Annotated in this window: 19 protein-coding genes; 13 read left to right on the forward strand and 6 right to left on the reverse strand. The window is 70.2% G+C overall.

Translation table 11 applies throughout. From position 1 onward, the window contains the following. The first annotated feature begins 15 nt into the window (after nucleotides 1–15). From AB5I40_RS04740 to AB5I40_RS04755, 4 genes are read left to right on the forward strand one after another with little or no spacing between them, the layout of a single operon-like run. Nucleotides 16–723, forward strand: coding sequence for a GntR family transcriptional regulator (locus tag AB5I40_RS04740; RefSeq protein ID WP_370937184.1), 708 nt, complete (start codon nucleotides 16–18; stop codon nucleotides 721–723). Beyond that, a complete protein-coding gene (locus AB5I40_RS04745) occupies nucleotides 716–1,516 on the forward strand; it encodes an arginase family protein (RefSeq protein WP_370937185.1) in 801 nt (266 codons plus the stop codon). Before AB5I40_RS04740 ends, AB5I40_RS04745 begins: the two co-directional genes overlap by 8 nt. Before the next feature lie 36 nt (nucleotides 1,517–1,552). After that, a complete protein-coding gene (locus tag AB5I40_RS04750; RefSeq protein WP_370937186.1) occupies nucleotides 1,553–2,401 on the forward strand; it encodes an alpha/beta hydrolase in 849 nt (282 codons plus the stop codon). Next, nucleotides 2,398–3,318, forward strand: a complete 921-nt coding sequence (locus tag AB5I40_RS04755) for an RNA polymerase subunit sigma-70 (protein ID WP_370937187.1) — start codon at nucleotides 2,398–2,400, stop codon at nucleotides 3,316–3,318. The genes AB5I40_RS04750 and AB5I40_RS04755 overlap by 4 nt, the downstream gene beginning before the upstream one ends. Here AB5I40_RS04755 and AB5I40_RS04760 read toward each other — a convergent pair. Together AB5I40_RS04760 and AB5I40_RS04765 are read right to left on the reverse strand one after the other, a co-directional pair. After that, a complete protein-coding gene (locus AB5I40_RS04760; protein WP_370937188.1) occupies nucleotides 3,260–3,883 on the reverse strand; it encodes a hypothetical protein in 624 nt (207 codons plus the stop codon). The two genes, AB5I40_RS04755 and AB5I40_RS04760, sit on opposite strands and share 59 nt — an antisense overlap. Before the next feature lie 50 nt (nucleotides 3,884–3,933). Next, nucleotides 3,934–4,710, reverse strand: a complete 777-nt coding sequence (locus AB5I40_RS04765; protein WP_370940451.1) for a lysozyme — start codon at nucleotides 4,708–4,710, stop codon at nucleotides 3,934–3,936. A gap of 352 nt (nucleotides 4,711–5,062) precedes the next feature. Between AB5I40_RS04765 and AB5I40_RS04770 the strand changes: the two genes are divergently transcribed. Further along, nucleotides 5,063–6,817 (forward strand): hypothetical protein, encoded by a 1,755-nt coding sequence (locus AB5I40_RS04770; RefSeq protein ID WP_370937189.1) that lies wholly within the window; start codon nucleotides 5,063–5,065, stop codon nucleotides 6,815–6,817. A 104-nt stretch (nucleotides 6,818–6,921) separates the two neighbouring features. Here AB5I40_RS04770 and AB5I40_RS04775 read toward each other — a convergent pair whose 3' ends face one another. After that, nucleotides 6,922–7,764, reverse strand: a complete 843-nt coding sequence (locus AB5I40_RS04775) for an oxidoreductase (protein ID WP_370937190.1) — start codon at nucleotides 7,762–7,764, stop codon at nucleotides 6,922–6,924. 98 nt (nucleotides 7,765–7,862) lie between these two features. Between AB5I40_RS04775 and AB5I40_RS04780 the strand changes: the two genes are divergently transcribed. After that, nucleotides 7,863–8,759: a LysR family transcriptional regulator gene (locus AB5I40_RS04780; protein WP_370937191.1), complete on the forward strand. Its 897-nt coding sequence runs from the start codon at nucleotides 7,863–7,865 to the stop codon at nucleotides 8,757–8,759. A gap of 8 nt (nucleotides 8,760–8,767) precedes the next feature. Here AB5I40_RS04780 and AB5I40_RS04785 read toward each other — a convergent pair whose 3' ends face one another. Beyond that, entirely contained in the window at nucleotides 8,768–14,245 is a 5,478-nt protein-coding gene (locus AB5I40_RS04785; RefSeq protein ID WP_370937192.1) for an RHS repeat-associated core domain-containing protein, read from the reverse strand. A gap of 125 nt (nucleotides 14,246–14,370) precedes the next feature. Here AB5I40_RS04785 and AB5I40_RS04790 point away from each other — a divergent pair, with 125 nt between their 5' ends. Beyond that, nucleotides 14,371–14,949, forward strand: coding sequence for a hypothetical protein (locus AB5I40_RS04790; RefSeq protein ID WP_370937193.1), 579 nt, complete (start codon nucleotides 14,371–14,373; stop codon nucleotides 14,947–14,949). Here AB5I40_RS04790 and AB5I40_RS04795 read toward each other — a convergent pair. After that, nucleotides 14,936–15,826 (reverse strand): glycoside hydrolase family 16 protein, encoded by an 891-nt coding sequence (locus tag AB5I40_RS04795; protein ID WP_370937194.1) that lies wholly within the window; start codon nucleotides 15,824–15,826, stop codon nucleotides 14,936–14,938. The two genes, AB5I40_RS04790 and AB5I40_RS04795, sit on opposite strands and share 14 nt — an antisense overlap. Before the next feature lie 215 nt (nucleotides 15,827–16,041). Here AB5I40_RS04795 and AB5I40_RS04800 point away from each other — a divergent pair, with 215 nt between their 5' ends. From AB5I40_RS04800 to AB5I40_RS04820, 5 genes are read left to right on the forward strand one after another with little or no spacing between them, the layout of a single operon-like run. Continuing rightward, nucleotides 16,042–16,872 (forward strand): helix-turn-helix transcriptional regulator, encoded by an 831-nt coding sequence (locus tag AB5I40_RS04800; protein ID WP_370937195.1) that lies wholly within the window; start codon nucleotides 16,042–16,044, stop codon nucleotides 16,870–16,872. A 41-nt stretch (nucleotides 16,873–16,913) separates the two neighbouring features. Further along, a complete protein-coding gene (locus AB5I40_RS04805; RefSeq protein ID WP_370937196.1) occupies nucleotides 16,914–17,768 on the forward strand; it encodes an oxidoreductase in 855 nt (284 codons plus the stop codon). Then, nucleotides 17,765–18,475: an SDR family oxidoreductase gene (locus AB5I40_RS04810; RefSeq protein ID WP_370937197.1), complete on the forward strand. Its 711-nt coding sequence runs from the start codon at nucleotides 17,765–17,767 to the stop codon at nucleotides 18,473–18,475. Before AB5I40_RS04805 ends, AB5I40_RS04810 begins: the two co-directional genes overlap by 4 nt. Nucleotides 18,476–18,491: 16 nt before the next feature. Next, nucleotides 18,492–18,830 carry a YciI family protein gene (locus AB5I40_RS04815; protein WP_370937198.1) on the forward strand — a complete coding sequence of 113 codons (339 nt, stop codon included), beginning with the start codon at nucleotides 18,492–18,494 and terminating at the stop codon, nucleotides 18,828–18,830. After that, a complete protein-coding gene (locus tag AB5I40_RS04820; protein WP_370937199.1) occupies nucleotides 18,827–20,035 on the forward strand; it encodes an RNA polymerase sigma factor in 1,209 nt (402 codons plus the stop codon). The genes AB5I40_RS04815 and AB5I40_RS04820 overlap by 4 nt, the downstream gene beginning before the upstream one ends. Here the strand turns inward: AB5I40_RS04820 and AB5I40_RS04825 are convergent, their stop codons facing one another. Beyond that, nucleotides 20,036–20,653 (reverse strand): TetR/AcrR family transcriptional regulator, encoded by a 618-nt coding sequence (locus AB5I40_RS04825; protein WP_370937200.1) that lies wholly within the window; start codon nucleotides 20,651–20,653, stop codon nucleotides 20,036–20,038. Nucleotides 20,654–20,771: 118 nt separating this feature from the next. On the opposite strand from AB5I40_RS04825, the gene AB5I40_RS04830 reads away from it, so the two are divergent. After that, nucleotides 20,772–22,205, forward strand: a complete 1,434-nt coding sequence (locus tag AB5I40_RS04830; RefSeq protein WP_370937201.1) for an amidase — start codon at nucleotides 20,772–20,774, stop codon at nucleotides 22,203–22,205. Nucleotides 22,206–22,249: the final 44 nt, after the last annotated feature.

Below are 22,249 nucleotides of genomic sequence, written 5' to 3' on the forward strand. Positions count from 1 at the left end.
TTCAGGGGGAGACTGATGACGAATCCGATCACCGGCCTCGGCGCGAACATCCAGCGGCAGAGCACCGCCGAACAAGCCGCCGACGCCGTCCGGCAGGCCATCCTGTCCGGCCAGCTGCCGCCGGGCACGCCGCTGCGCGAGACCGCTCTCGCCGCGGAGCTAGGCGTCTCCCGCAGCAGCTTCCGCGAAGCCGCGCGGACCCTCGAAAGCGAAGGGCTCGTCCGCTACCAGATGAACCGCGGCATCGTCGTCGCGGACGTCACCGGCCCCGACGTCGCCGACATCTACGCCGCCCGCACCTCCGTGGAACTGACCGCGGCCGACGCCCTCACCGGACACCGGGATCCGGTCATCTACCAGCAGCTCGCCGACCTGGTGGACCAGATAGAACACGCCTTCGACCACGGCGACACGGCCGCCGCGCTCGATGGCGACCGGCTCTTCCACGCCACTCTGGTCGCGGCCACCCGAAGCCCCCGCCTGTGCCGCTTCCACGCGCAGCTCCAGCAAGAACAGCGCCTAGCCCTAGCGCTGGCCGAGCGCTCCCGCCGCGAACTCGGCCGCATCGAGGACGACCACCGTCAGCTGCTGGACGCGCTCCGCGGCACCCCGAAACAAGCCAGAGCGGAACTCACCGCACACCTGCGAGCCGGCGCCGCCGAACTCCGACGGCTGCTCGACCTCCTCGCCCACCGCAACGAAAGCGAGACACCTCGTGGCTGACCGCTCCTGGGACCTGATCGTCACGCCCTGGCACCTCGACCAGCACATTCCGGAATTCCCGGTCCCCGCCACCGCGACCCAGGTAGTTCCTCCGGTCCTGCCCTCCGGCCCCGTCGCCTCCCGAATGAGCCTCCTTCACCGGGCAACAGCCGACACGGTGGCCCAGGCGGCCAAGCCCCTGGTGCTTTCCGGGGACTGCCCCACCAGCCGCGCCGCCGTGGCCGCGCTGCAGCGGCGCCACCGCGACCTGGCCGTGCTGTGGCTGGACGCTCACGGCGACTTCAACACCCCCGCCATCTCCACCAGCGGCTACATCGGCGGAATGGCGCTGGCCATGCTGACCGGCCGCACCTCCGGCCTCTTCGACGACACGCTCGGCCTGCGCCCGGTCCTCGACACCAGCGTCGCGCTCGCCGACGCCCGCGACCTCGACCCCGCCGAGCGCGATTCCCTTGCCACCAGCCAGGTCCACCGCATCCCCGCCGACCCCGGCGCGATCACCGCCGCCCTCGCCCGACTCGGCCCGGTGCCGGTTTACGTCCACCTCGACATCGACGTCATCGACAGCGCCGACCTGTCCGGCGCACGCTTCCCCGCCGGCCCCGGCCCCTCGCTCGCGCAGATCGAGGAATGCCTCGCCGCCGCCTGCGCGACCGCGGACGTCGTCGCTGCTTACCTCGCCTGTGCCTGGCTCCCCGAACACGTCAACGACGAAGCGACCCGCCAGACGATCACCCGCCTCACCGCGGCCCTCGGCGCCAGCCTGAGCTGGCGCGAACCCGCCAGCCGCTGACCGATTCCTTTCCGCCCCGCCCGGGGTCTATCCGGCATGATCACGACAACGCAAGACCCCAACCGCACCCTCTGGGAAGCACGGGCGCGCGGTGAGCAAACCCCGGCCTGGGAAACACTCGCCACGGAGCCGAAAGACATCGCGGCCGAGGCGGTCGAAGCACCGGCCGGACTCTGGCTGCGTCCGCCGGACGCCCTGCCCGGTGCGGCGATCCTGGCAATCCACGGCGGAGGTTTCGTAGGCGGATCGGCCGCCATCCACCGCCGGATGTTCGGCCACCTGGCGGGCGCCGCCGGGGTGAGCACATTCGCCGTCGAGTACGGCCTCACGCCCGAGCACGTGTTCCCCAGCCAGCTCGACACCGTCACCGCGGCCTACCGATGGCTGCTAGCCAACGAATCCGGCCCGATCGCCGTCGCTGGCGACTCCTGCGGAGCGATGCTGGCAGCAGGCCTCGCAGCACGCGCCCGCGACGAGAACCTGCCGATGCCCGCATCCTTGCTGCTGCTGTCGGCATGGACCGACCTCGAAGCGAACGGCACCACCTACGACACCGGCAGCGACCCGTTCTTCACCCGAGAACTAGTCCGCGGCCTCGCGACCGGTTACCTGGCCGGAGCGAACCCGCGTGACCCGCTCGCCTCACCCCTCCACGCGGACCTGCACGGGCTGCCGCCGACGTATCTTCAGGTCGGCGCGGAAGAGTCGCTGCTGGACGACAGCCGGGAACTCGCCCGGCGGATGCGAGACGCGGGCGTCGAGGTCCGCATCGACGAATTCCCCGGCCAGGTCCACACGTTCCAGATGGCGGCGGGCAACACCGCCGTGGCCGACGAGGCGGTTCGGGAGGCGGGATCGTGGCTGCGGTCGACACTGGTCCGGTGACGGATTTCGAACGGGCGGCGGCCCCGCTCCGCGGAGAGCTGCTGGCGCACGCCTACCGGCTGCTCGGTTCGTGGCACGAGGCCGAGGACGCGGTCCAGGAGACCTACCTGCGCGGCTGGCGCGCCTGGGACGGCTTCGAGGAGCGGTCCTCGGTGCGCACCTGGCTGCACCGCATCGCGACCAACGTGTGCCTCAACGCGGCCCGGGACCGCGGGCGGCGCGCCCTGCCCTCGGGCATCGCCGCCGACGACACGCGACCGGACGTGCTGCCGCCGGAGACGTGGATCGAGCCGTTTCCCGGCGACCGCGCGGATTTGCGGCTGGCGTTGATCGCCGCGATGCAGACGCTCCCTCCCGCCCAGCGGGCCGTGTTGCTGCTGCGCGAAGTGCTGGCGTTCCCCGCCGCCGAGGTCGCCGAGATGATGGACATGTCCGTCGCCGCGGTCAAAAGCAGCCTGCAACGCGCCCGCGCGCGGCTGGCCGAGGTCGAGTCCGGTCCCGAGGACGTCGTCGAGCCCAGCTCGCCGCAAGCGAGGCGGCTGCTCGACGCGTACGTCACCGCGTTCGAGAGCGCGGACGTCTCCGGCTTGACGAACGTGCTTCGCGCGGATGCCACGCTCGAACTCCTCCCGAGCCGCACGTGGTTCAACGGCATGGACGACTGTTCCCAGGTGTTCGCCGAGGCGGTCGGCAAGCCCGGCGACTGGCGGATGGACCGAGCAGTCGTCAACGGTCAGCCCGCAGCCGTCGTTCGCTGGCACGGGAAACCGTTCGGCGTAGCGGTGCTCGACGTCCGACGAGACGGCATCGCCGGGGTGACCGTCTTCAACGACCCCGCCCTCGTCGAACGCTTCGAGATCACTCCGTTTTCTGCCTGGCCGCCAGCGTCTCCTCCACCTCCGGCACCCAAAAGCTGAGTTCCAGCGTCTTCACGCTCGCCCAATACGACAACAACCGGCCCTGTGCGACCAACGCCGGGAACGCGCCCGCGAACAGCACTGCGGCACAGGCCGCGAACACCGGATGCGACCCGACGACCAGCTCCACCACCGAAGCCACGAACCCTAAGGCCATCGCCGGGCTGGCATTGCGCAGCATCAGCCCGGCGGAGCGCAGCCGCGTCGCTTCTGCCGCCACATCGGCGTCGTGCAGTTGCAACGCCGACAGCAGCAGAAACGGGTCCGCCTCGACGAACAAGCGCCCCTGCGCGGCGGGATTCCGGCTCAGGAACGCTTCCCGCGGGTTCCGCTTCCGCAGCCGCGGCAGCCACCGCGCCGCCCGCGCTCCCAGCGGATACGCCAGGTACCCGAGCAGGTAGCTCGCCACCACGATCCCGATCACCAGCACCACGCCCGGCCCGCGCGAGACGGCGGCGAGGTCGAGCCAGTGCAGCCGTCCGGCGAGATAGGCCAGGAACGCCAGATGCAGCGCGCCGGGGATCGCATAGGTGAAGAGGTCGAAGAGACCGATCGCGAAAGTCACCCGGTGATCCAACTACGACCGGACCCCCTCCGGTACGGCTTTTCAGGCGATCACGCCGACGAACCGCCTCCCCTGGCGAGTGCCTCCACGCGGTTCATCGGCCCGTTGTAGTAGTTCTGGTCGCCGGGCAGGCTGCCGGTGCGCGAGAACTGCCAGATGCTCTGCTTGTCCCAGCCCGCCGGGAGTTCGCCGATCTCCGGGGCGTACCGGGCGAGCCACAGCGGGTTGGTGTCGCCGAAGCCGCCGGCGTTGCCGGTGCAGAGCTTCCACCACGACGTCGAGGTGTAGATGATCGCGCTGCGGCGCTGTTTCGCCAGGTACCGGTGGGTGAAGTCGGCGATCCACGCGGTCATGTCGGCCTGGCTTTTGCCGTAGCAGGCGTCGCCGTACGGGTTGTACTCGATGTCGAGCGCGCCCGGCAGCGTCGAGCCGCCGCCGCGCCACGCGCCGCCGTGGGCGATGAAGTAGTCGGCTTGCTCCGCGCCGCTGGAGACGTCCGGGCGGGCGAAGTGGTACGCGCCGCGGACGATGCCCGCGTCGTGCGCGCCGTTGTACTGCTGGTCGAACTGCGGGCTCACGAAGCCGGTGCCCTCGGTCGCCTTGACGTAGGCGAACCGCGCTCCCGCGCCGGCTGCCTGTCCCCAGTCGACCGTGCCCTGGTGCCCGCTCACGTCGTGGCCGAGGGTCTGTCCGACCGCCGGGTCGAACCGCGGGCTTCCGCTTTGCACACCCTCGTGCCGGAGAATTTGTGAACCGGCAACATTCTCGCCGGCCTTCGAGTAGTCCGCGGCGGCGGCCGGTCCGGCGGTCGCGACGCCGCACGCCATCGCCAAAACCGACACGGTGGCGGCGAAAGCGAGCCGCCAGGGTTTGTCCGTTGCTGTCCGGGTCACCGAGACTCCGATCTTCACGGCGGCAGGTCCAAGGTCATCTTGCGGCACGACGCGGCACGAGGCTGGCTGCGTCACCCGGACGTGAACAGGATTCCGATAGCCGGAATCGCGCCAGTGGTCCAGACAACCGTGACCGAGTTGTGACCGGCGCCACGCGGCCGGGCGTTTAATTTGTTGTTGCCGACCACAAACTGGTGGGTAAATCCCCTACCGCGGAGGTGTCCCCGACGTGAACCGGACTTATCGACCACCCCGACCTCGTCGATCGCGTGGCCCGGCCGTCGCGATGCTGGCTTTGCTGGCCGCGGCCGGGCTCGCCGTGCCCGCCGCCGCGGCCCCAGCGTCCGGTCAGGCGGACTGCACCGGCCAGTCCGATCAGCCGGATTTCGGGCCGAACGTGCACGTTTTCGACCCGGGAATGCCCTCCGCGACGATCCAGGCCCAGCTGGACAAGGACTTCGAGGCGCAGAAGGACACGCAGACCGCGCAGTTCGGCTCGGGCCGCGTCGCGCACCTGTTCAAGCCGGGCACGTACGCGGTGCACGACAACGTCGGCTTCTACACCTCGGTCGCCGGTCTCGGCCAGAACCCGGACGACGTCCAGATCAACGGCGACATCACCGTGGACGCCTTCAACGGATCCGACCAGGGCTCGGCGCTGCAGAACTTCTGGCGTTCAGCGGAAAACATGGCCGTCACGCCTTCCAGCGGCAGCGACCGCTGGGCGGTGTCGCAGGCCGCGCCGTTCCGCCGGATGGACATCAAGGGCGGGCTGCAACTGTTCCCGGCCAGCTACGGCTACGCGAGCGGCGGCTATGTCGCCGACACCCGCGTGTCCGGCCAGGCCGCGTCGGTTTCGCAGCAGCAGTGGTACACGCGGGATTCGGCGCTGGGCAGCTGGGACGGCGGCGTCTGGAACATGGTCTTCTCCGGGACCACCGGCGCGCCGGCCAACTCGTTCCCGAACCCGCCGGAAACCACGCTCGACACCACGCCGGTGTCGCGCGACGTGCCGTACCTGTACGTGGACGACAGCGGCAACTACCGCGTTTTCCTGCCGTCCCTGCGCACGAACGCGTCCGGACCGAGCTGGGCGAACGGCGGCACGCCCGGCGATTCCGTCCCGATGAGCCAGTTCCGCGTCGTCAAACCCGGCGACAGCGCGGAGAGCATCAACAGCTCCCTCGACTCCGGCTGCAACCTGTTCTTCACCCCCGGCGCCTACCACCTCGACCAGACGCTGAACGTGACCCGCCCAGGCACGACCGTGCTCGGCATCGGCTACCCGACGCTGATCCCGGACAACGGCGTCGACGCGATGCACGTGTCCGATGTGGACGGTGTACGGGTGAAGGGCTTGCTCTTCGACGCGGGCACCCAGAATTCGCAGTCCCTGCTGACCGTCGGCGAGAGCGGGAAGCACACGAGCCACGCGGCGAATCCGACGTCGCTGCAGGACGTGTTCTTCCGCGTCGGCGGCGATCTGGCGGGCAAGGCGACCAACAGCTTGGTGGTGAACAGCGACGACACGATCGTCGACCACGTCTGGGCGTGGCGCGCCGACCACGGCAACAGCGGCACCGTCGGCTGGACCACGAACACCGCCGACACCGGCGTGCTCGTCAACGGCGACAACGTGACCGCGACCGGGCTGTTCGTGGAGCATTACCAGAAGTTCCAGGTCGTGTGGAACGGCCAGAACGGGAAGACGATCTTCTTCCAGAACGAGATGCCTTACGACGTCCCGGATCAGGGTTCGTGGAATTCCGCGCCCGGCACTGCCGGGTACGCCGCGTACAAGGTCGGCCCGAACGTGACGTCGCACGAGGCTTGGGGTCTGGGCAGTTATTGCTTCTTCGACACCAACCCGGCGGTTTCGAGCTATCACGCGTTCGAGGTGCCGCAGAACGGCGGAGTGAAGCTACACAGCCTGCTGACGGTGTCGCTGAACCACCGCGGCACGATCACCCACGTCGTGAACGACACCGGCGACGTGACGCCGGACGGCACCAAGCCGGTCAACGTCCCGAATTATCCCTGACTCGACCGGGTCCCCACGTCCGTGAAGGACTCCTTGAGGGAATCAGATTCCCTCAAGGAGCCCTTCACGGACCGGAACCCCGCACCAGACAGGGCAGGCGCGCGTCAGCCCAGCGCGGTCGCCCGGCTCACCGACTCCCAGGAGTCGAGATCCTGAGTCAGGGCCTCGATTTTGCCCCGGATCGCGTCCACGGCGTCGCCGCCGAGCGCGAGCCGCAGCGGGGCGTCCGGCGCGTCCACCGCCCGCAGGATCGCGGCCGCCGCTTTCGCCGGGTCGCCGGGCTGGGTTCCGTCCATCCCCTCGATCGCGGCGCGCGTGGCCGCGGTCGTTTCGGCGTAGGCGTCGATCTTCCGGGAGCGGTGCATGGCCGCGCCGCCGAACGATGTCCGGAACGCGCCCGGCTCCACGATCAGCACCTTGACCCCGAGCGGCGCGACCTCCGCCGCGAGCGCCTCGGACATGCCTTCCAGCGCGAATTTCGCCGCGCAGTAGGCCCCGAACGCGGGCGGCGCGAGCAGTCCGCCCATCGAACTCATCTGCACGATCGTGCCGCTCCCCTGTTCCCGCAGCAGCGGGACGACGGCCTTGGTCATCGCGACCGCGCCGAAGAACATCACCTCCAGCACCGCGCGCAGGTCGGTCAGCGTCAGTTCCTCCACGGCACCGACCGAGCCGTGCCCGGCATTGTTGACCAGCACGTCGATCCGGCCGAACGCGTCCAGCGCGGTCCGCACCGCGGCGTCGATCTGCGCCGGGTCGGTGACGTCCAGCGCGGTCGTGCGCACCCGGTCCCCGCCGGATTCGACGAGGTCGGCGAGCGTCTCCGGCTTGCGGGCGGTCGCGACGACCCGGTCCCCCGCGGCCAGCGCGGCCTGGGCGAGTTCGCGGCCGAAGCCGCTCGAGCACCCGGTGATCAGCCAGACGCGGCCGTCGGTTTCCTCGGTCATTGAGCAGTCCCTCCAGTGGTTTCTTCCGCCTCCGATCGTGGCGCGCGCCCGCCGGGGTCCGCCAACACCGGCTCGCTGGCGGGCTACAGTCTCAGCCTGTGACCCCTGAGCTGCGGCAGCTGCGCTACTTCGTCGCCGTCGCCGAAACGACGAGCTTCACGCGCGCGGCGGCGACCCTCCACATCGCCCAGCAGTCGCTCTCGCAGCAGATCACCGTGCTGGAACGCCAACTCGGCGCGCAACTCTTCGACCGCGACGCCCGCGGCACCCGGCTCACCCCGATCGGCGAACTCTTCCTGCCGGAAGCGCGCGCGGTGCTCGCCCGCGCCGAACAAGCCGTCGCGACAGTCTCCCGCGCGGTCCGCGGCGAGATCGGCACCCTCCGGCTGGCTTTCCTTGCCAGCACAGCGAATTACCTGCTCCCGCCGGTCGTGCGCGCAGTCCGGGAGCAGCTGCCGGAGCTGACCGTCACCACCGCCGAAGTCTCGATCGCCGAACTGGTCGACGGGGTGCGCGGCGGCCGGTTCGACGCGGGCTTCACGCGCCCGCCGCTGGTCGACGACCTAACGACGCACCCCCTCCTGACCGAGGAGGTCTGCGCGGTCCTGCCCTCCGGCCACCGGCTGGCCGACCGTTCCTCGCTGCGCCTGGCCGACCTCGCCGACGAGCCGTGGGTGCTGACGCCGCGCACGTCGTGGGATCCCTGGCACCGCAAGTACGACGCCGACTTCGCCGCCGCCGGGTTCACACCGGACGTCGTGCAGCGCACCGCGACCGTGCAGGGATTGCTGGGATTGGTCGCAGCCGGGGTCGGCGTGACCCGACTGGCGCGGTCCGCCCACAGCCTGCGCCGCACCGGCGTGGTGTTCGTGCCGCTGGACGGCGAGTCCGCGCACACCATGCTGGTGTGGCGCTCCGACGGCCCTCGGCCAGCCGTGCTCCTGGAGGTAGTCACGCGGCTGGCCGAGACGACGGATCTGTCCGGCGCGGGCTGACCAGCGCGTCAGCCTCCCCCGTTGTTCTCGTCCAACTCCAGGGCCCGCGCTTGCTGCGCGAGAGCCTTTTCCTCCATTTCCTTCATCTCGGCGCGCTTCGCGTCCGAAATGGGCGTGTTCCCGTCGTGGCCGCGCAGTTCCGGCGGGTCGTAATCGCCGTTCTCCCACCGTTTATACATCGGGTCGTTCTTGTCCTTCGGAGCCTGGAATCCCCATTTGTCGAGCAGTTCGTCGGCCGACCCCTTGGGGTATTCGCCAGTCCGGCGCTGTTCGTACGCCAGGTGCGCCTCGGCCCGGCCGCCCGCGGTGAGCGGGTCGGTCCGCGCGAACGAATCGCCGGACGCGGTCATGTCGGCGTGCGCCTTCGAACCGGGAGCCGGAACATACGGCATTCCCTTGCCGCCGGCGTACATTTCGTCGACCATGCGGTGGTAGGAATCCTCGGATCCGCGCATCCACCGCTGCTCGTCGTCGAAGTCCTTGAGCTCTTTTTTGCGCGCGGGGTCGTTGCCGTTTTCGATTTCGCTGCGGTGTTCGTTGAGGTCGTCGCGGCGCGCCTGCTCGGCCTTCGCGTCTTCCGCCCGTTGTTTGTAGGCATCCGCCGACGCTTGCCGCTGTTCCGGGGTGTTTTCGATCCGTTCCCGCACTTCGGAGCCGTCCGGATGCTGTTTTCCGGGCACCGGCCTGGTGTCGGTTCCGTAGGTGTGGATGCCGTGTTTCGGGTCGTGGAAGTCGGGATGGTGGACGTGTTTCGGGTCGTCGCCGTGGTAGACCTTCTCCTGCGGGCTCACGTACGTGTCGTGCGGCTGGCGTCCCGGCACCTGGTAGGTCGGGCGGGTGTACTTGCCCTCCATGTGCGAGTAGCCCATTTGGTTGAGCTGCAGCAGACCGGACGTGTCCTTGCGCTCGTAGGCCTGCCGCTGCGCGTAGGCGTAGGTCAGCTGGTGCTCGTCGTGCGTCTTCCCGCCGGTGAAGCCGGAGGTGTGCATCTGCTTGCCGCTTCCGGTGCCCGGGTGCATCCGGTGGAAGTCGTGGCTTTCGTAATAGCCGAAACCGGCGTTCTCCAGGGTCTTTTCGTCGGACCGCTTCCGCGCCGCTCCGCTGCCGTCTTCCGCGGCGGCCTTGTGCAGCCCGGCGTGCTCGAGCTGGTTGGTCTGCTGCCCGTCGACCTTGTAGCCGTGCGCGTCGCCGATCCGCGCGGCCTCGTTGGACTTGTCGCCGAAAGTGCCGGGCGGATTCTTCGGCTCCTTGGCCGCCTTCTTGGCCGGAGGCTGCCCCGAGGTGGTGCTGCCGCGTTTGCGCTTGTTGTTCGTCCGCGCGGCGTTCGCGGCCGCCTGCTGTTGTTGCTGCTGCCGCTGCATTTCCGCGAGTTTCTTGGGACAGGGCCCTGGCGGCAGCGGCAGCGGGCTGAGGCCGAGCGGGTCGATCATCGCGTTCGGGTTGTCCACGTAGGCCAGCGAGTCCGGGGACGGGCCGAGGCCGAGCGGGTCGTGCGAGAGGTAGCGGCCGGTTTCCGGGTCGTAGTAGCGGTGCATGTTGTAGTGCAGCCCGGTTTCCGGGTCGTAGTACTGGCCGGGGAACCGCAGCGGGGTGCGCGCGGTCCCGTTCTCCGCGACGACCGAGCCCCACAGCGAGGTGCGCTGGTGCCCGGCCAGCGCGCCCGCGCCGTCGAGCAGTTCGGCTGGCGCGCCCACCAGGTCGGTGACGACGGCGTGGAACCGTTCGCCGGGGCGTTCGCCGAGCGTCCGTTCGGTCTGCGCGAGCACTTGGTCGGAGTCGGGCAGCCAGTCCCACACGGTCGCGACCTGCGGGCGGCCGGGGACGCTGTGCACCTGCTCGGCGGGCTGGTAGTGGTCCCAGGCGAATTCGATCTGCTCGGCCACTGCGCCCGTGTGGTCGAGGCGCTGCTTGGCGACGCGCCTGCCGAGCGCGTCGTAGCGGTAGCGCCAGACCGTGCCGTCCGGGGTGCGCACGCCGGTCAGCCTGCTCGCCGAGTTCCACTGGTATTCCCAGCGCTGCCCGCGGCGTTCCCGCGCCACGACCCGGCCCTCGGCGTCGTGGGCGTAGCGGGTTTCGCCGGCGGACTCGACGAGCGTGCCGCGGTAGGTCCGGGGGCCCGCCGCGGCCGGCTCGCCCGGCCAGCCGGCTTCGGTGATCGCGCCGGCCGCGTCGTAGCCGTAGGTTTCCCGCCAGCCCGGGCCTTGGACCGCGCTGACGCGGCCGCCGGGGCCGACCTCGTACGAACGCGGCCCGGCGAGCAGATCGCCTGTCGCGTAAAGGTTTCCGTCCGGCAGATACCGATAATCGCGCTGCTGCACGGTCTCCGCGCCGCGCAGCACGGTCTGGCCGCCCAGCTTGCCGGCCGAGGTCCAGTGCTGGCGCAGTTCCGCCACCGGCGCGGTCCCGGCGAAGAGCCGGCGCACCGTTTCCTGTCCCGCGGCGTCGTACTCGAAGCGCAGCGTGCGGCCCGCGGTGGTGATCGCGGTCGGGCGGTCCGCGGAGTCGTAGCCGACTGACGATTCCGCCCCGCTGGGCGTGCGGCGGCCGGTCCGCCTGCCGAGCGCGTCGTACTGGGACCGCACGACGCGGCCGTTGATCGACTCGGACACCAGCTGCCCGGCCGCGTCGTAGTCGAACCGGACCTCGGTCTCGCCGTTGCGCGCCAGGATCATCCGGTCCGCGTGGTCGTAGGAGAATTCGGCGACGTCGTCGTCGGCGGTGCGCCGCACGAGCCGGCCGAGCGCGTCGTATTCGAGTGCGATCGCCTGCCCGGCCGCGTTGACCCGGCGGACGAGCTGCCCCGCCGCGTCGTAGCCGTAGCGCAGGACCCGGCCGTTGTAGTCGGTCTCCGCGACGACCCGGCCCGCCTGGTCGTACTCGTAGCGCCAGACCAGGCCGCGTTCGTTCGTCACCGTCGTCAGCCGGAGTTCGGTGTCGTAGCCGAACCGCCGAACGCCGCCGTCGGGGTCCTGTTCGGACATCGGCAGGCCGAACGCGCCGTACTCGACCCGGTGCACGCCGCCGCGCGGGTCGACCGACTCCTCGACGTTGCCGACCGCCTTGAAGCCGAACTTGCTCACCGTGCCGTCGGCGTTGCGCTGCTGCACCAGATCGCCCGCCGCGTTGCGCACCCGTTCCACGAACGCGCCGGTCGGCCCGGTGATCGAGACGATCGCGCCGAGCGCGTCGTAGCGGTACCGGGTCACCGCACCGTCGGGAGCGGTGATCGTGGTGGGCAGACCGGCCGCGTCAGACTCGATCCGGGTGACGCCGCCGAGCGCGTCGGTCCGCGTCGCCACCGCTCCGGTGACCGGGTCGTAGGTGTAGGCGGTGACCCCGCCCGCCGGGTCGATTTCCTTGACCAGGCTGCCGTTTTCGTCGTACTCGTAGCGCCAGACGTCGCCGGAGGGACCGGTCGTCGAGACCGGCAGGCCGCGCTCGTCGTACTCGTTCGCCAGCCGCGTGCCGTCCGGGCGGGTGACCGCGACGACGTTGCCGAGGACGTCGTACTCCCAGCGGGTGGCGTGGCCGAGCGCGTTGACGCTGGCGGTGACCCGGCCGTACTCGTCGTATTCGGTGGTCGAGGTGTTGCCGAGCGGGTCGGTTTCGGCGACGACCTTCAGCTGCTCGTTGAGCTGGAAGCGGCGGACCGCGCCGAGGGAGTCGGTGACCGTGGTGACCAGGTTTTCCCGGTCGTAGGACAGCTCCGTGTCGAGGTAGCCGCCGTCGCCCCGGGCGCGCACGCACCGGCCGTCGCTGTCGTACTGGTAGCCGTACCAGCGGCCGTTGACGTCGTCCCAGCGCACCATCCGGCCGTCGGCGTCGTAGCGGAACTTGTGCGAGGTGCCGACCGCGTCGACGACCTCGGTCAGCCGCCGGAAGGAGTCGTAGCGGTACTCCCGGATGGCCACCGGCGCGTCCGGGGCCCGCAGCGCGGTGACCAGCCCGTCCGCCGAATCGATCGTGACCCGGTAGCCGCCGGAGTGCTCCATCTCCACCGGCACGCCGTCCTCGTAACGGAAGACGATCCGGTTGCCCGAGCTGTCGGCCAGCGTGTGCAGGCGGAGGGTGCGGTCGCCGGGGTCGCCGGTGAAGTGGCGGATGACGTTGCTCTGCGGGTCGCCGACGATGAACCCGGTGGTGATCCGGCGCAGCGCGAGGTAAGGCCCGTCGTCGGTCGCCACGGCCTCGATGTCGCGCGGGAAGGGGAAGCGCACCAGCACGCCGTTCGGGGCGGCGTAGTGCAGGCCGTCGTCGCGGATCTCGAGCCGTTCGTCCAGTGTGGAGGACCAGGTGGGGCCGAAGAAGCCGCCGGATCGGTAGGACGAGCGGTGGGTGCGTTCGACGGTCAGCGGGAGCATTCCCGGCAGGCGCAGGTCTTCCTGGACCAGGAACACCGCGCCGGTGGCGACGTCGATCGGATCGCCGCAGTCCCGGACGTCCTTGGGGTCGGTGTGGTGTTCGGCGGGGTTCTGGTTGCCCCGCGGCTGCTGCGTCGAGGACGTGTGGACGTCGTTGCCGCCGGTGTCGTGCGAGCCGGAGCCGCCTTGACCGCCTTCGTGCCCGCCGCCTTCCGAACTGCTTGCGTGAGTGTTGCCGGTATTGCCCGTGTTGCCGTGGTGGCCACCGCCTTCGGCACCCGAGGTGTGCGTGCCTTCGTTGCCGCCTGGGCCGGAGCGGGTGCCCTCGGTTTTGACGTTGATGTCCTTGGGCGTGTGCGTGGGAGCGTTCTTGCCGCCCTTGAGGCTCTTCAACGCCTTTCCAGCGTCCTCGAACAGCGTCCCGGCCTTCTTCAGCAGCGGGATGAGCGCCTTGAAGGCCTTGACCAGCCTGGTGGTGATCTGGGTGATCTTGGACGCGGTCTTCGCGACCGCCGCCGCCACCTGCGGCCCCACCCAGGCCATCCCGATGCCCGCGGTGAGCAGCACCTGCAGCGCCCACGAGATGAGGTGCCCGACCAGGTCCGCGATCGTGTCGCGGACCAGCGACCGGACCGCCGCGACGATCTCGCCCGCGGTCTTGACGCCGCTCGCCGCGCCCTCGGAACCCTTCTGGGCACTGGCGATGAGAGCGGAGGTGTCCTCGGCCCGCTTGCGGTAGCTGTCGGCGGCCTCGCCCTGCCAGTTCTCGAGGTCTTTCTTGACGAGCTCGCCGAGGTCGGCGGAGACGCCTTCGAGTTCCTTGGCGACGTTGGTCCAGGTCTGCGCCTGCGAGCTGATCTGGTCGGCGTTGCCGGTGAGCGCGTCGAGAGCTTGCTTGAGCGGGCCGACGTGCTCCATCAGCCAGCCGACGCCCGCGGCGAAGATCGCGCCGAACGGGTCCATGACCGCGGTGAGGACGTCGAGCGCGGTCCCGACGGCCCCGATCGCGACCGCGGCCCAGTTCTTGCTCTCGATCGCGTCCTTGAGCCCGGTGGCGTCCTCCAGCAACGGGACTCCGGCCATCGCCGAGGTCTCTTTGACCGGTGCCACCAATGGATTGCTCACGTGGTTCCCCTCTGCCCGCTGCTGCGTTGATCACGGTACCTACCCGGTTCCGGACCCGCGCGCGGCAGGCGGCAGCCTTGCTTAACCGAGTGCCTCGCTGGCTGCTGTTCCGAGATACTGCGGCGGTGACGTACACCGAGTGGGTGGTCGAGCGGGCGCAGGATTTCGACTCGCTGCGCGGCAGGCGGATCGAGTCGTGGGCCGGTGTGGAGATGGCGCTGCGCGAGGAAGGGCCGGACGGCGGTCCCCAGTTCACCGACCCGGCGGTGCCCTGTCTGCAGTTGTGGGGCATGCAGGCGTGCTTGGACGACGGCCGCGCGCTGAGGATCCTTACGTACCAAGACGACGACCTGTTCGGGCTGTGGCCGCATCGCCGCCCCGATCCCCGGCTCGAGAACCGGGCGGGGTGGGACGGCATTTATCGATGGACGGCGCTGAGCGAACTGCCGACCGGCCCGGTCGCGGACGTGGCTGTCTTTGCTGAGGAAGGAGTGCTCGCCGAAGTCGATCTGCGCGTCGGCGGGCGGCCGCTGGTGCTGGTCGCGGGCGAATTGATCGAGGACTGGACCAGGGTGGTGTTCAGCCGGCTCGACGAGTCGGTCCTGGTGTTCACCGATCCCGCCGCGGCCGAGCGCGTCGAATGGTCCACTCCGCAGCTCGGCCGCGTCCGCATCGACCCGTGGCCCAAGGTCAGCTTTTGCTGACCTTGACCGAAAACGCGTCGATGCTCATCCCCGCCCCCGGCATGATGTCCGCTCCCGGGCTGGTGCACCCGCAGACCTTGTTCGGATAGGACCCGCCGATCGCCACGTCGAAGATCGCGAAGAACCCGTGGTCCACCGCGGCCTTCCACGTCGCATCGGACACCTGGTTCTGCTTGACCGCGAAGGTTTCCTTGCCGTCCAACGAAAACCGCAGCTCCTCGGCTGCCGCGTCCCGGCGGTCGACCACCACCGAATACGTGTGATAACCCGTCTTGCAGCCAGCACAGTCCTGCAGGTCGCTGCTGATCCCGTCCGGGTCGTGGCACTCCCCCGCCCACTGTCCACAGTGGAACGTGCTGGAGTGCTTGTCCAGCGCGTTCACGTTCTCCATGATGTCCAGTTCGCCGATGCTGGGCCAGTTCGTCGCGCCGACCGGCCGCGCGTCCGCGCCCATTGCCCAGAACGCGGGCCAGTAGCCGAGGCCGTGGTCGGGGTTCGGCTGCTGGATGGTCGCGCTCATCTCCATCTGCCCGCCGGCCGGCGCGCCGAAGTCGGTGCGCTGGGTTTCGATCCGGCCGGACGTCCACGCGCCGTTCGCGTCCCGCAGCGGCTTGATCACCAGGTGCCCGGCTCCGTCGTGGTAGACGTTGTCCGTCGAGTCGGTCGACGTCTCGATCTCGCCGGTGCCCCAGTTCGCCGCGCCGCCGGGGTAGCCGGTTCCCTTGTCGTAGAGCCAGTTCTGCGGGTCGAGACCGGTGCCGGCGGGGCCGTCGAAGGTGTCCTCGAACACCGTGGTCCAGGTTTCGGCCGCCTGCGCGGGCGCGGCGGCCATCGACAGCGCGGCCACGGCCGCGAGGACGAGCGGGGTTCGGCGCATGGTTCGCCTTCCGGTCGAGGGGTGGTCCCAGCAGGGTCGGCCGCCGCCGCTGACCAGTCAAAACAGTCTGCCTGCCGGTTCCGCGGCCGCGGTGCGCGCGGGCAGAGCGCGCCCGGATAGGTTTGAACCACTGCGCGCCGGGGTACCGCGAGGGTGGGAGAACCACACCCCCTTTGCGTGCCCCGCGGCCGCCGCCGGCGATCTAGCCTGGGCTCATGAGCGACAGCAACCTCCTCGGCGAGTTCCTGCGGGCCCGGCGCGGCACCACCGTCCCGGCGGACGCGGACCTGCTCGCCGACACCCGGCGCCGGGTCAGCGGCCTGCGCCGGGAGGAGGTCGCACAGCGGGCCGGGGTGAGCACCGACTACTACGTGCGGCTTGAGCAGGGCCGGGAGCGCACGCCGTCGGCGCAGGTCGTCGACGCGCTCGGCCGGGCGCTGCGACTCGACGACGAGGCGCTCGCGCACCTGCATTCGCTGGCCCGGCCGAAGCGGCCCAAGCGACGGCCGGCGAAGGAACGCGTGAGCCCGCGGCTGGTACAGCTGATGGACGCGTGGCCGCAGACTCCCGCGGTCGTGCTCGGCCGGTGCATGACCGTCCTCGCGTCGAATCTGCTCGGCGGAGCGCTGTTCGGCGGGCACGAATACAGCGGCGACCTGCTGCGGCTGGTGTTCCTCGACCCCGACGCCCGGGATTTCTACCCGGATTGGGAGCAGGTCGCGGTGAACACCGTCGGCGGGCTGCGGTCGGCGGCGGGCGCCGATCTGGACGATCCGCTCTTGATCGAGGCGGTCGGCGAATTGTCGCTCAAGAGCGCCGATTTCCGCCGGTTGTGGGCGCGCCACGACCTCCGGCAGAAAACGCACGAGACGAAACGGTTCCGGCACCCGCTCGCCGGAATGCTCACCCTGCACTACGAATCGATGACCGTGAACAGCGCTCCCGGTCAGCAACTCGTGGTGTACCAAGCGGATCCGGGCAGTCCGTCGGAGGCCGCGCTGGGACTGCTGGGCAGTCTCGCCGCCGACGACAGCCCTCATCGCTGACACTTTTTTCGCAATTTCCGAATTCGCACAAGGGTAGATCCATGTCTGAAAACACCGCACCCGTCTGGTTTATCACCGGATGTTCCACCGGACTCGGCCGCGCACTCGCGACCGCCGTCCTCGAACGCGGCCTGCGCGCGGTCGTGACGGCCCGCGATCCCGAACGCGTCGCCGACCTCGTCGCCGCGCACCCCGGCCGCGCGGTCTCGGTCGCGCTCGATGTCACCGACCAGCAGCAGATCACCGAAGCGGTCGCCGAGGCGCACCGAGCCTTCGGTCAGATCGACGTCCTCGTCAACAACGCGGGTTACGGCTATCTCGCCGCCGCCGAAGAAGGCGAAGACGCGGAGATCCGCGCGTTGTTCGACGCCAACGTCTTCGGCCTGATGGCGCTCACCCGCGCTGTCCTGCCGGGAATGCGGGCCAGGCGCAGCGGCCACGTCGTTTCGGTCTCGTCGCTCGGCGGGCTGGCCGCCTTCGGCGCGACCGGCTACTACCACGCCACGAAGTTCGCCGTCGAAGGCTTCAGCGAATCGCTCGCCGCCGAGGTCGCGCCGCTCGGCATCGGCGTCACGATCGTCGAACCTGCCGCGTTCCGCACCAACTGGTCGGGCCCGTCCATGCAGGAATCCGCGATCCGCATCGACGACTACGCCGACACCGCGGGCGCGCGCCGGACCTCGACGCTCGCCACCTACGGCAAGCAGCCCGGCGACCCGGACCGCGCCGCGACCGCGGTCATCGACGCCGTCACCTCCGCCGAACCGCCGCTGCGACTCCTGCTCGGCCAGGCGGCTTACGCCATCGCCACCGCCCGTCTCGACACCCTCCGCAAGACGTTCGACGTCTGGCGCGACGTCACCCTGTCCGCCGACTTCCCGAAGGAATCCGAATGAACAAGGTCGCCCTGATCACCGGTGCCAGCAGCGGCATCGGCGAAGCCACCGCCCGCCGCCTCGCCGCCGACGGCTGGCACGTCGTCGCCGGAGCACGCCGCGAAGACCGCCTGGCCGAACTCGCCGCCAGCGCGGACGGCATCGAAGTCCACCGCCTCGACGTGACCGACCGCGCCGACGTCGCCGGGTTCGTCGACCGCGCGGTGCGCGACCACGGCGAGATCGACGCGTTCATCGCGAACGCCGGCGTGATGCCGCTGTCCCGGTTGGACGCCGGGCTGGTCGAGGAATGGGACCGGATGATCGACGTGAACGTCCGGGGCCTGCTGCACGGCATCGCCGCCGCGCTGCCCCACTTCACCCGCCAGCGCCGAGGCCACTTCGTCACCGTCGCCTCGATCGGCGCGCATCAGGTCACCCCGACCGCCGCGGTCTACTGCGGCACCAAATACGCGGCGTGGGCGATCACCGAGGGCCTTCGGCAGGAATGCGACCCGTCGATCCGCGTCACCACGGTTTCCCCCGGCGTCGTCACCTCGGAGCTGGCGGACACGATCAGCGACCCGGAAACGCAGGAGGTCATGCGGATCTACCGCAAGGACGCGATCGAACCGAAAGCGATCGGCGACGCCATCGCCTACGCTCTCGACCAGCCGGCCGACGTGGACGTCACCGAGATGATCGTGCGGCCGGCCCGGCAACGCTGAGCGAAGGAGGGGCCGCATGCCGCAGTACCTGCTCGGGATCTACCAGCCCGACGGCGGGACCCCGGATCCCGAAGTGCTGGCGGACATCGCCGCGCGCCTCGAAGCGGTGACCGACGAGATGAAAGCGACCGGCGTCTGGGTGTTCTCGGGCGGGCTGCATCCGGCGCCGGCCGCTCGAGTCGTCCGCGCTTCCGGCGACGACGTCCTCTACGCCGACGGCCCGTTCGCCGAAGGCAAGGAACACCTGGGCGGCTTCACGATCGTGACCGCGCCCGATCCGGAGGTCGCGGCCGAATGGGCGCGGCGGATCTCGGAAATCACCACGCTGCCGGTGGAAGTCCGGGAGTTCCATTGATCTCGACGGCCGTGCTCGAGCGGATCTTCCGCGCCCAGCACGGCCGCGCGGTCGCGGTGCTGGCCCGGGTCTTCGGCGACCTGGACCTCGCCGAGGACGCGGTCCAGGAGGCGTGCGCGATCGCCACCGCGAAATGGCGCGCGGAAGGGCTTCCGCCGAGCCCCGCGGGCTGGCTGATCACGACCGCCCGCAACCGCGGAATCGACCGGCTCCGCCGCGAATCCACCCGCGCCGACCGCCACGCGCAAGCCGCGCTCCTGCACGCCGCCGAACCGTTCGACGAAGGCGCGATCCCCGACGAGCGCCTGCGGCTGATCTTCACCTGCTGCCACCCCGCTCTCAACCCCGCCGCCCGGGTCGCGCTCACCCTGCGCCTGCTGGGCGGCCTCACTACGGCCGAGATCGCACACGCGTTTTTAGTCCCGGAATCCACGCTGGCGCAACGCCTAGTGCGCGCGAAAGCCAAGATCCGCGACGCCCGCATCCCCTACCGCGTCCCCGACGCCGCCGACCTCCCGTCTCGGCTCAACGCCGTCCTCGCGGTGCTGTACTTGATCTTCACCGAAGCCCACACCGCCAGCACCGGCCCGGATCTCACGCGACCGGACCTGGCCGCGGAGGCGATCCGCCTGACCCGGATCCTCGCCGCCCTGCTCCCCGGCGAACCCGAAGTCCTGGGCTTGCTAGCACTGCAGCTGCTCACCGAATCCCGCCGCGCGGCCCGCCTCGACGCCGACGGAATCCCGGTGCTGCTGCCCGACCAGGACCGCGACCGCTGGGACTGGACGCTGATCGCCGAAGGCCAGTCGCTGGTCCGCCAGTGCCTGCGACTCGACCGCCCCGGGCCGTACCAGATCCAGGCCGCGATCAACGCCGTCCACAGCGACGGGACCGACTGGGTCCAGATCCTCGCCCTCTACGACCAGCTGCTCGCCCTGACTCCCACTCCGATCGTCGCGCTGAATCGCGCCGTCGCGGTCGCCGAGGTCGAGGGCCCGGGTGCTGCGTTGACCATTGTGGACAGTCTCGATCTCAGCCACCGGCACCTGTTCCACGCCGTCCGGGCTGACTTGCTCACCCGGCTAGGCCGAACCGCCGACGCCGCGGAGGCTTACGACGAGGCGCTGCGCCTGGTCGCGAATGAGGCTGAACGCCTTCTGCTGCAACGCAAACGGGCCGCTCTCAACCCGCCTCACCGAGACTGATCACTTCTTCGACGGTCCGGATGTTTTGCCGCGGCCGACGACCCCTTCGACGATCTTCGTCAGGTGCGCGCCGACGTTCTCCACACCGCCGTTCTGCACCGCGATCTGCGCCCCCTCCATCGCGAACGTCAGCTCCGCCGCGCCCAGCTCCGGATCGGCCAGCCCGAGTCCCTCGCACATCGCCAGGAGCCTGCCGAACTGCCGGGTCTTGTGCTCGCTGATCAGCCGCCGCGCCGGATGGTCCGGGTCGGGCAGTTCGGCGACGGAGTTCGTGAACGGGCAGCCGCGATGGGAAAACTCGGGCAGCCCGTCGACGATGAACCGCCCCACCGCGCGGATCTGCTCCGCGAAATCGTCCGGATGCGCCTGTTCGGCCGCGTCGAAGGCCGCGGAGTAGTCGTGCACGACGATCCGCAGCCACTCCGCGATGAGCGCGTCCTTGGTGCCGAAGTGCCGGTAGATCGCCATCTTCGTGGTCCCGGCGCGGTCCGCGATCGCCTGGACCCCCACCCGCACCACGCCCTCGTTGAGGAACAGCTCCTCGGCCGCGTCGAGGATGCGCTCGCGAGGCGGCAACGTCGCGACCCGGGTCGGCCGCCGGTCGGAGGTGCTCGTCATCGGTTCTTCCTCGGGAGGGCTTGGCAATCCGGTTCGTCCCCGGCTACGGTACACAACCGTCCCCCGTGATACCACTCGGTATCACTCAATACGGATCAGTCTCCCGAAGGGCTTGCTGGTGAAAATCTCCGAATACGCGAGCTGCGACGCCGTCGCCTTGGCGGACCTGATCGCCCGCGGCGAGGCAACGGCGGCCGAGGTCGCCGACGCGGCCGCTCGGGCGGTCGAAGCAGTCAATCCGCAAATCAACGCAGTAGTCGAAACCTGGCCGCCCGAAGACACTCCGGCCCCCGGCTCCGCCCCGCTGGCAGGCGTGCCGTTCCTGATCAAGGACCTGGGCGTCGCCATGGCAGGCAAACGCAGCGAACTGGGCAGCCGCTTGGCCGCAGGCTCCGTGCCCCCCGAAGACTCGTACCTGATGCGCCGCTTCCGCCAGGCGGGCTTGGTGACGATCGGCCGCACGACCACCCCGGAAATGGCCTACAGCACCACAACCGAACCGGAGCTCTACGGCGCGACCCGCAACCCGTGGTCGCTGGACCGCAGCGCAGGCGGCTCGAGCGGCGGTTCCGGCGCCGCAGTCGCCGCCGGGATCGTCCCGCTCGCACACGCCACCGACGCCGCGGGTTCCATCCGAGTCCCCGCCTCCAGCAACGGATTGTTCGGCCTGAAGCCGACCCGAGGCCGGGTTTCGCAGGGCCCGGGCGCCGACGAGGTCTTCAGCGGACTAGCCGTACAAGGCAGCCTGAGCCGAACCGTCCGCGACAGCGCCGTCCTGCTGGACCTGATCGAAGGCCCCGAACCCGGCGACCCGTACTTCGCCACCCGCCCGGACCGCCCCTACGCCGCCGAAGCCCAACTGCCCCCGGGTCGCCTGCGCATCGCCGTCCTCCGCCAGCCTTGGGGCGGCCGACAGCCAACCGCGCCGGTCTCCGCAGCCCTCACCGAAACCATGCGCCTGCTGGATTCCCTGGGCCACCTCGTCGATGAAACCTCACTGGATCTCGGCGTCTCGTGGGAAGAATTCGTCCTGGGCAACGCCCGGATGTGGACCGCGAACCTGGCCCCGTGGATCGACGGCATCGCCGTCGCGACCGGCCGCCCCGTCGACGAGACCACCCTGGAACCGGTCACCCTCGCCAGCTACCGGTACGGCCACCAGGTCACCGCCGACGAGCTCGTCCGCGCACTGACCATCCGCAACCAAGTCGCCCGAACCTTCGCCCAGCACTTCGCCCGCTACGACCTCCTGCTCTCCCCCACCCTGCCCGAACCGCCGGTCCCGCTAGGCGTCTACGGCGAAGGCGCCGACCAACTGGACGGCCTCGGCTGGCTGGACCGCCTCCTGGATCGCTCCCCCTACACCGCGGCCGCGAACGTTTCAGGGGTTCCGTCGATGTCCGTGCCGCTGGCCGAAGACGAAGGACTCCCGATCGGGATGCAGTTCACCGCCGCCTTCGGCCGCGAAGACCTGCTGTTCCGCCTGGCCGGGCAGCTGGAGCAAGCCGCCCCGTGGACCCACCGCAAGCCCCCGGTCTGGGCGGTCGGATGACCCCTTGAGTCCACAATGGACGAACGACGGACGGTGACCCGCGT

It is taken from the genome of Amycolatopsis sp. cg13, from assembly GCF_041346965.1.
GTDB lineage: Bacteria > Actinomycetota > Actinomycetes > Mycobacteriales > Pseudonocardiaceae > Amycolatopsis.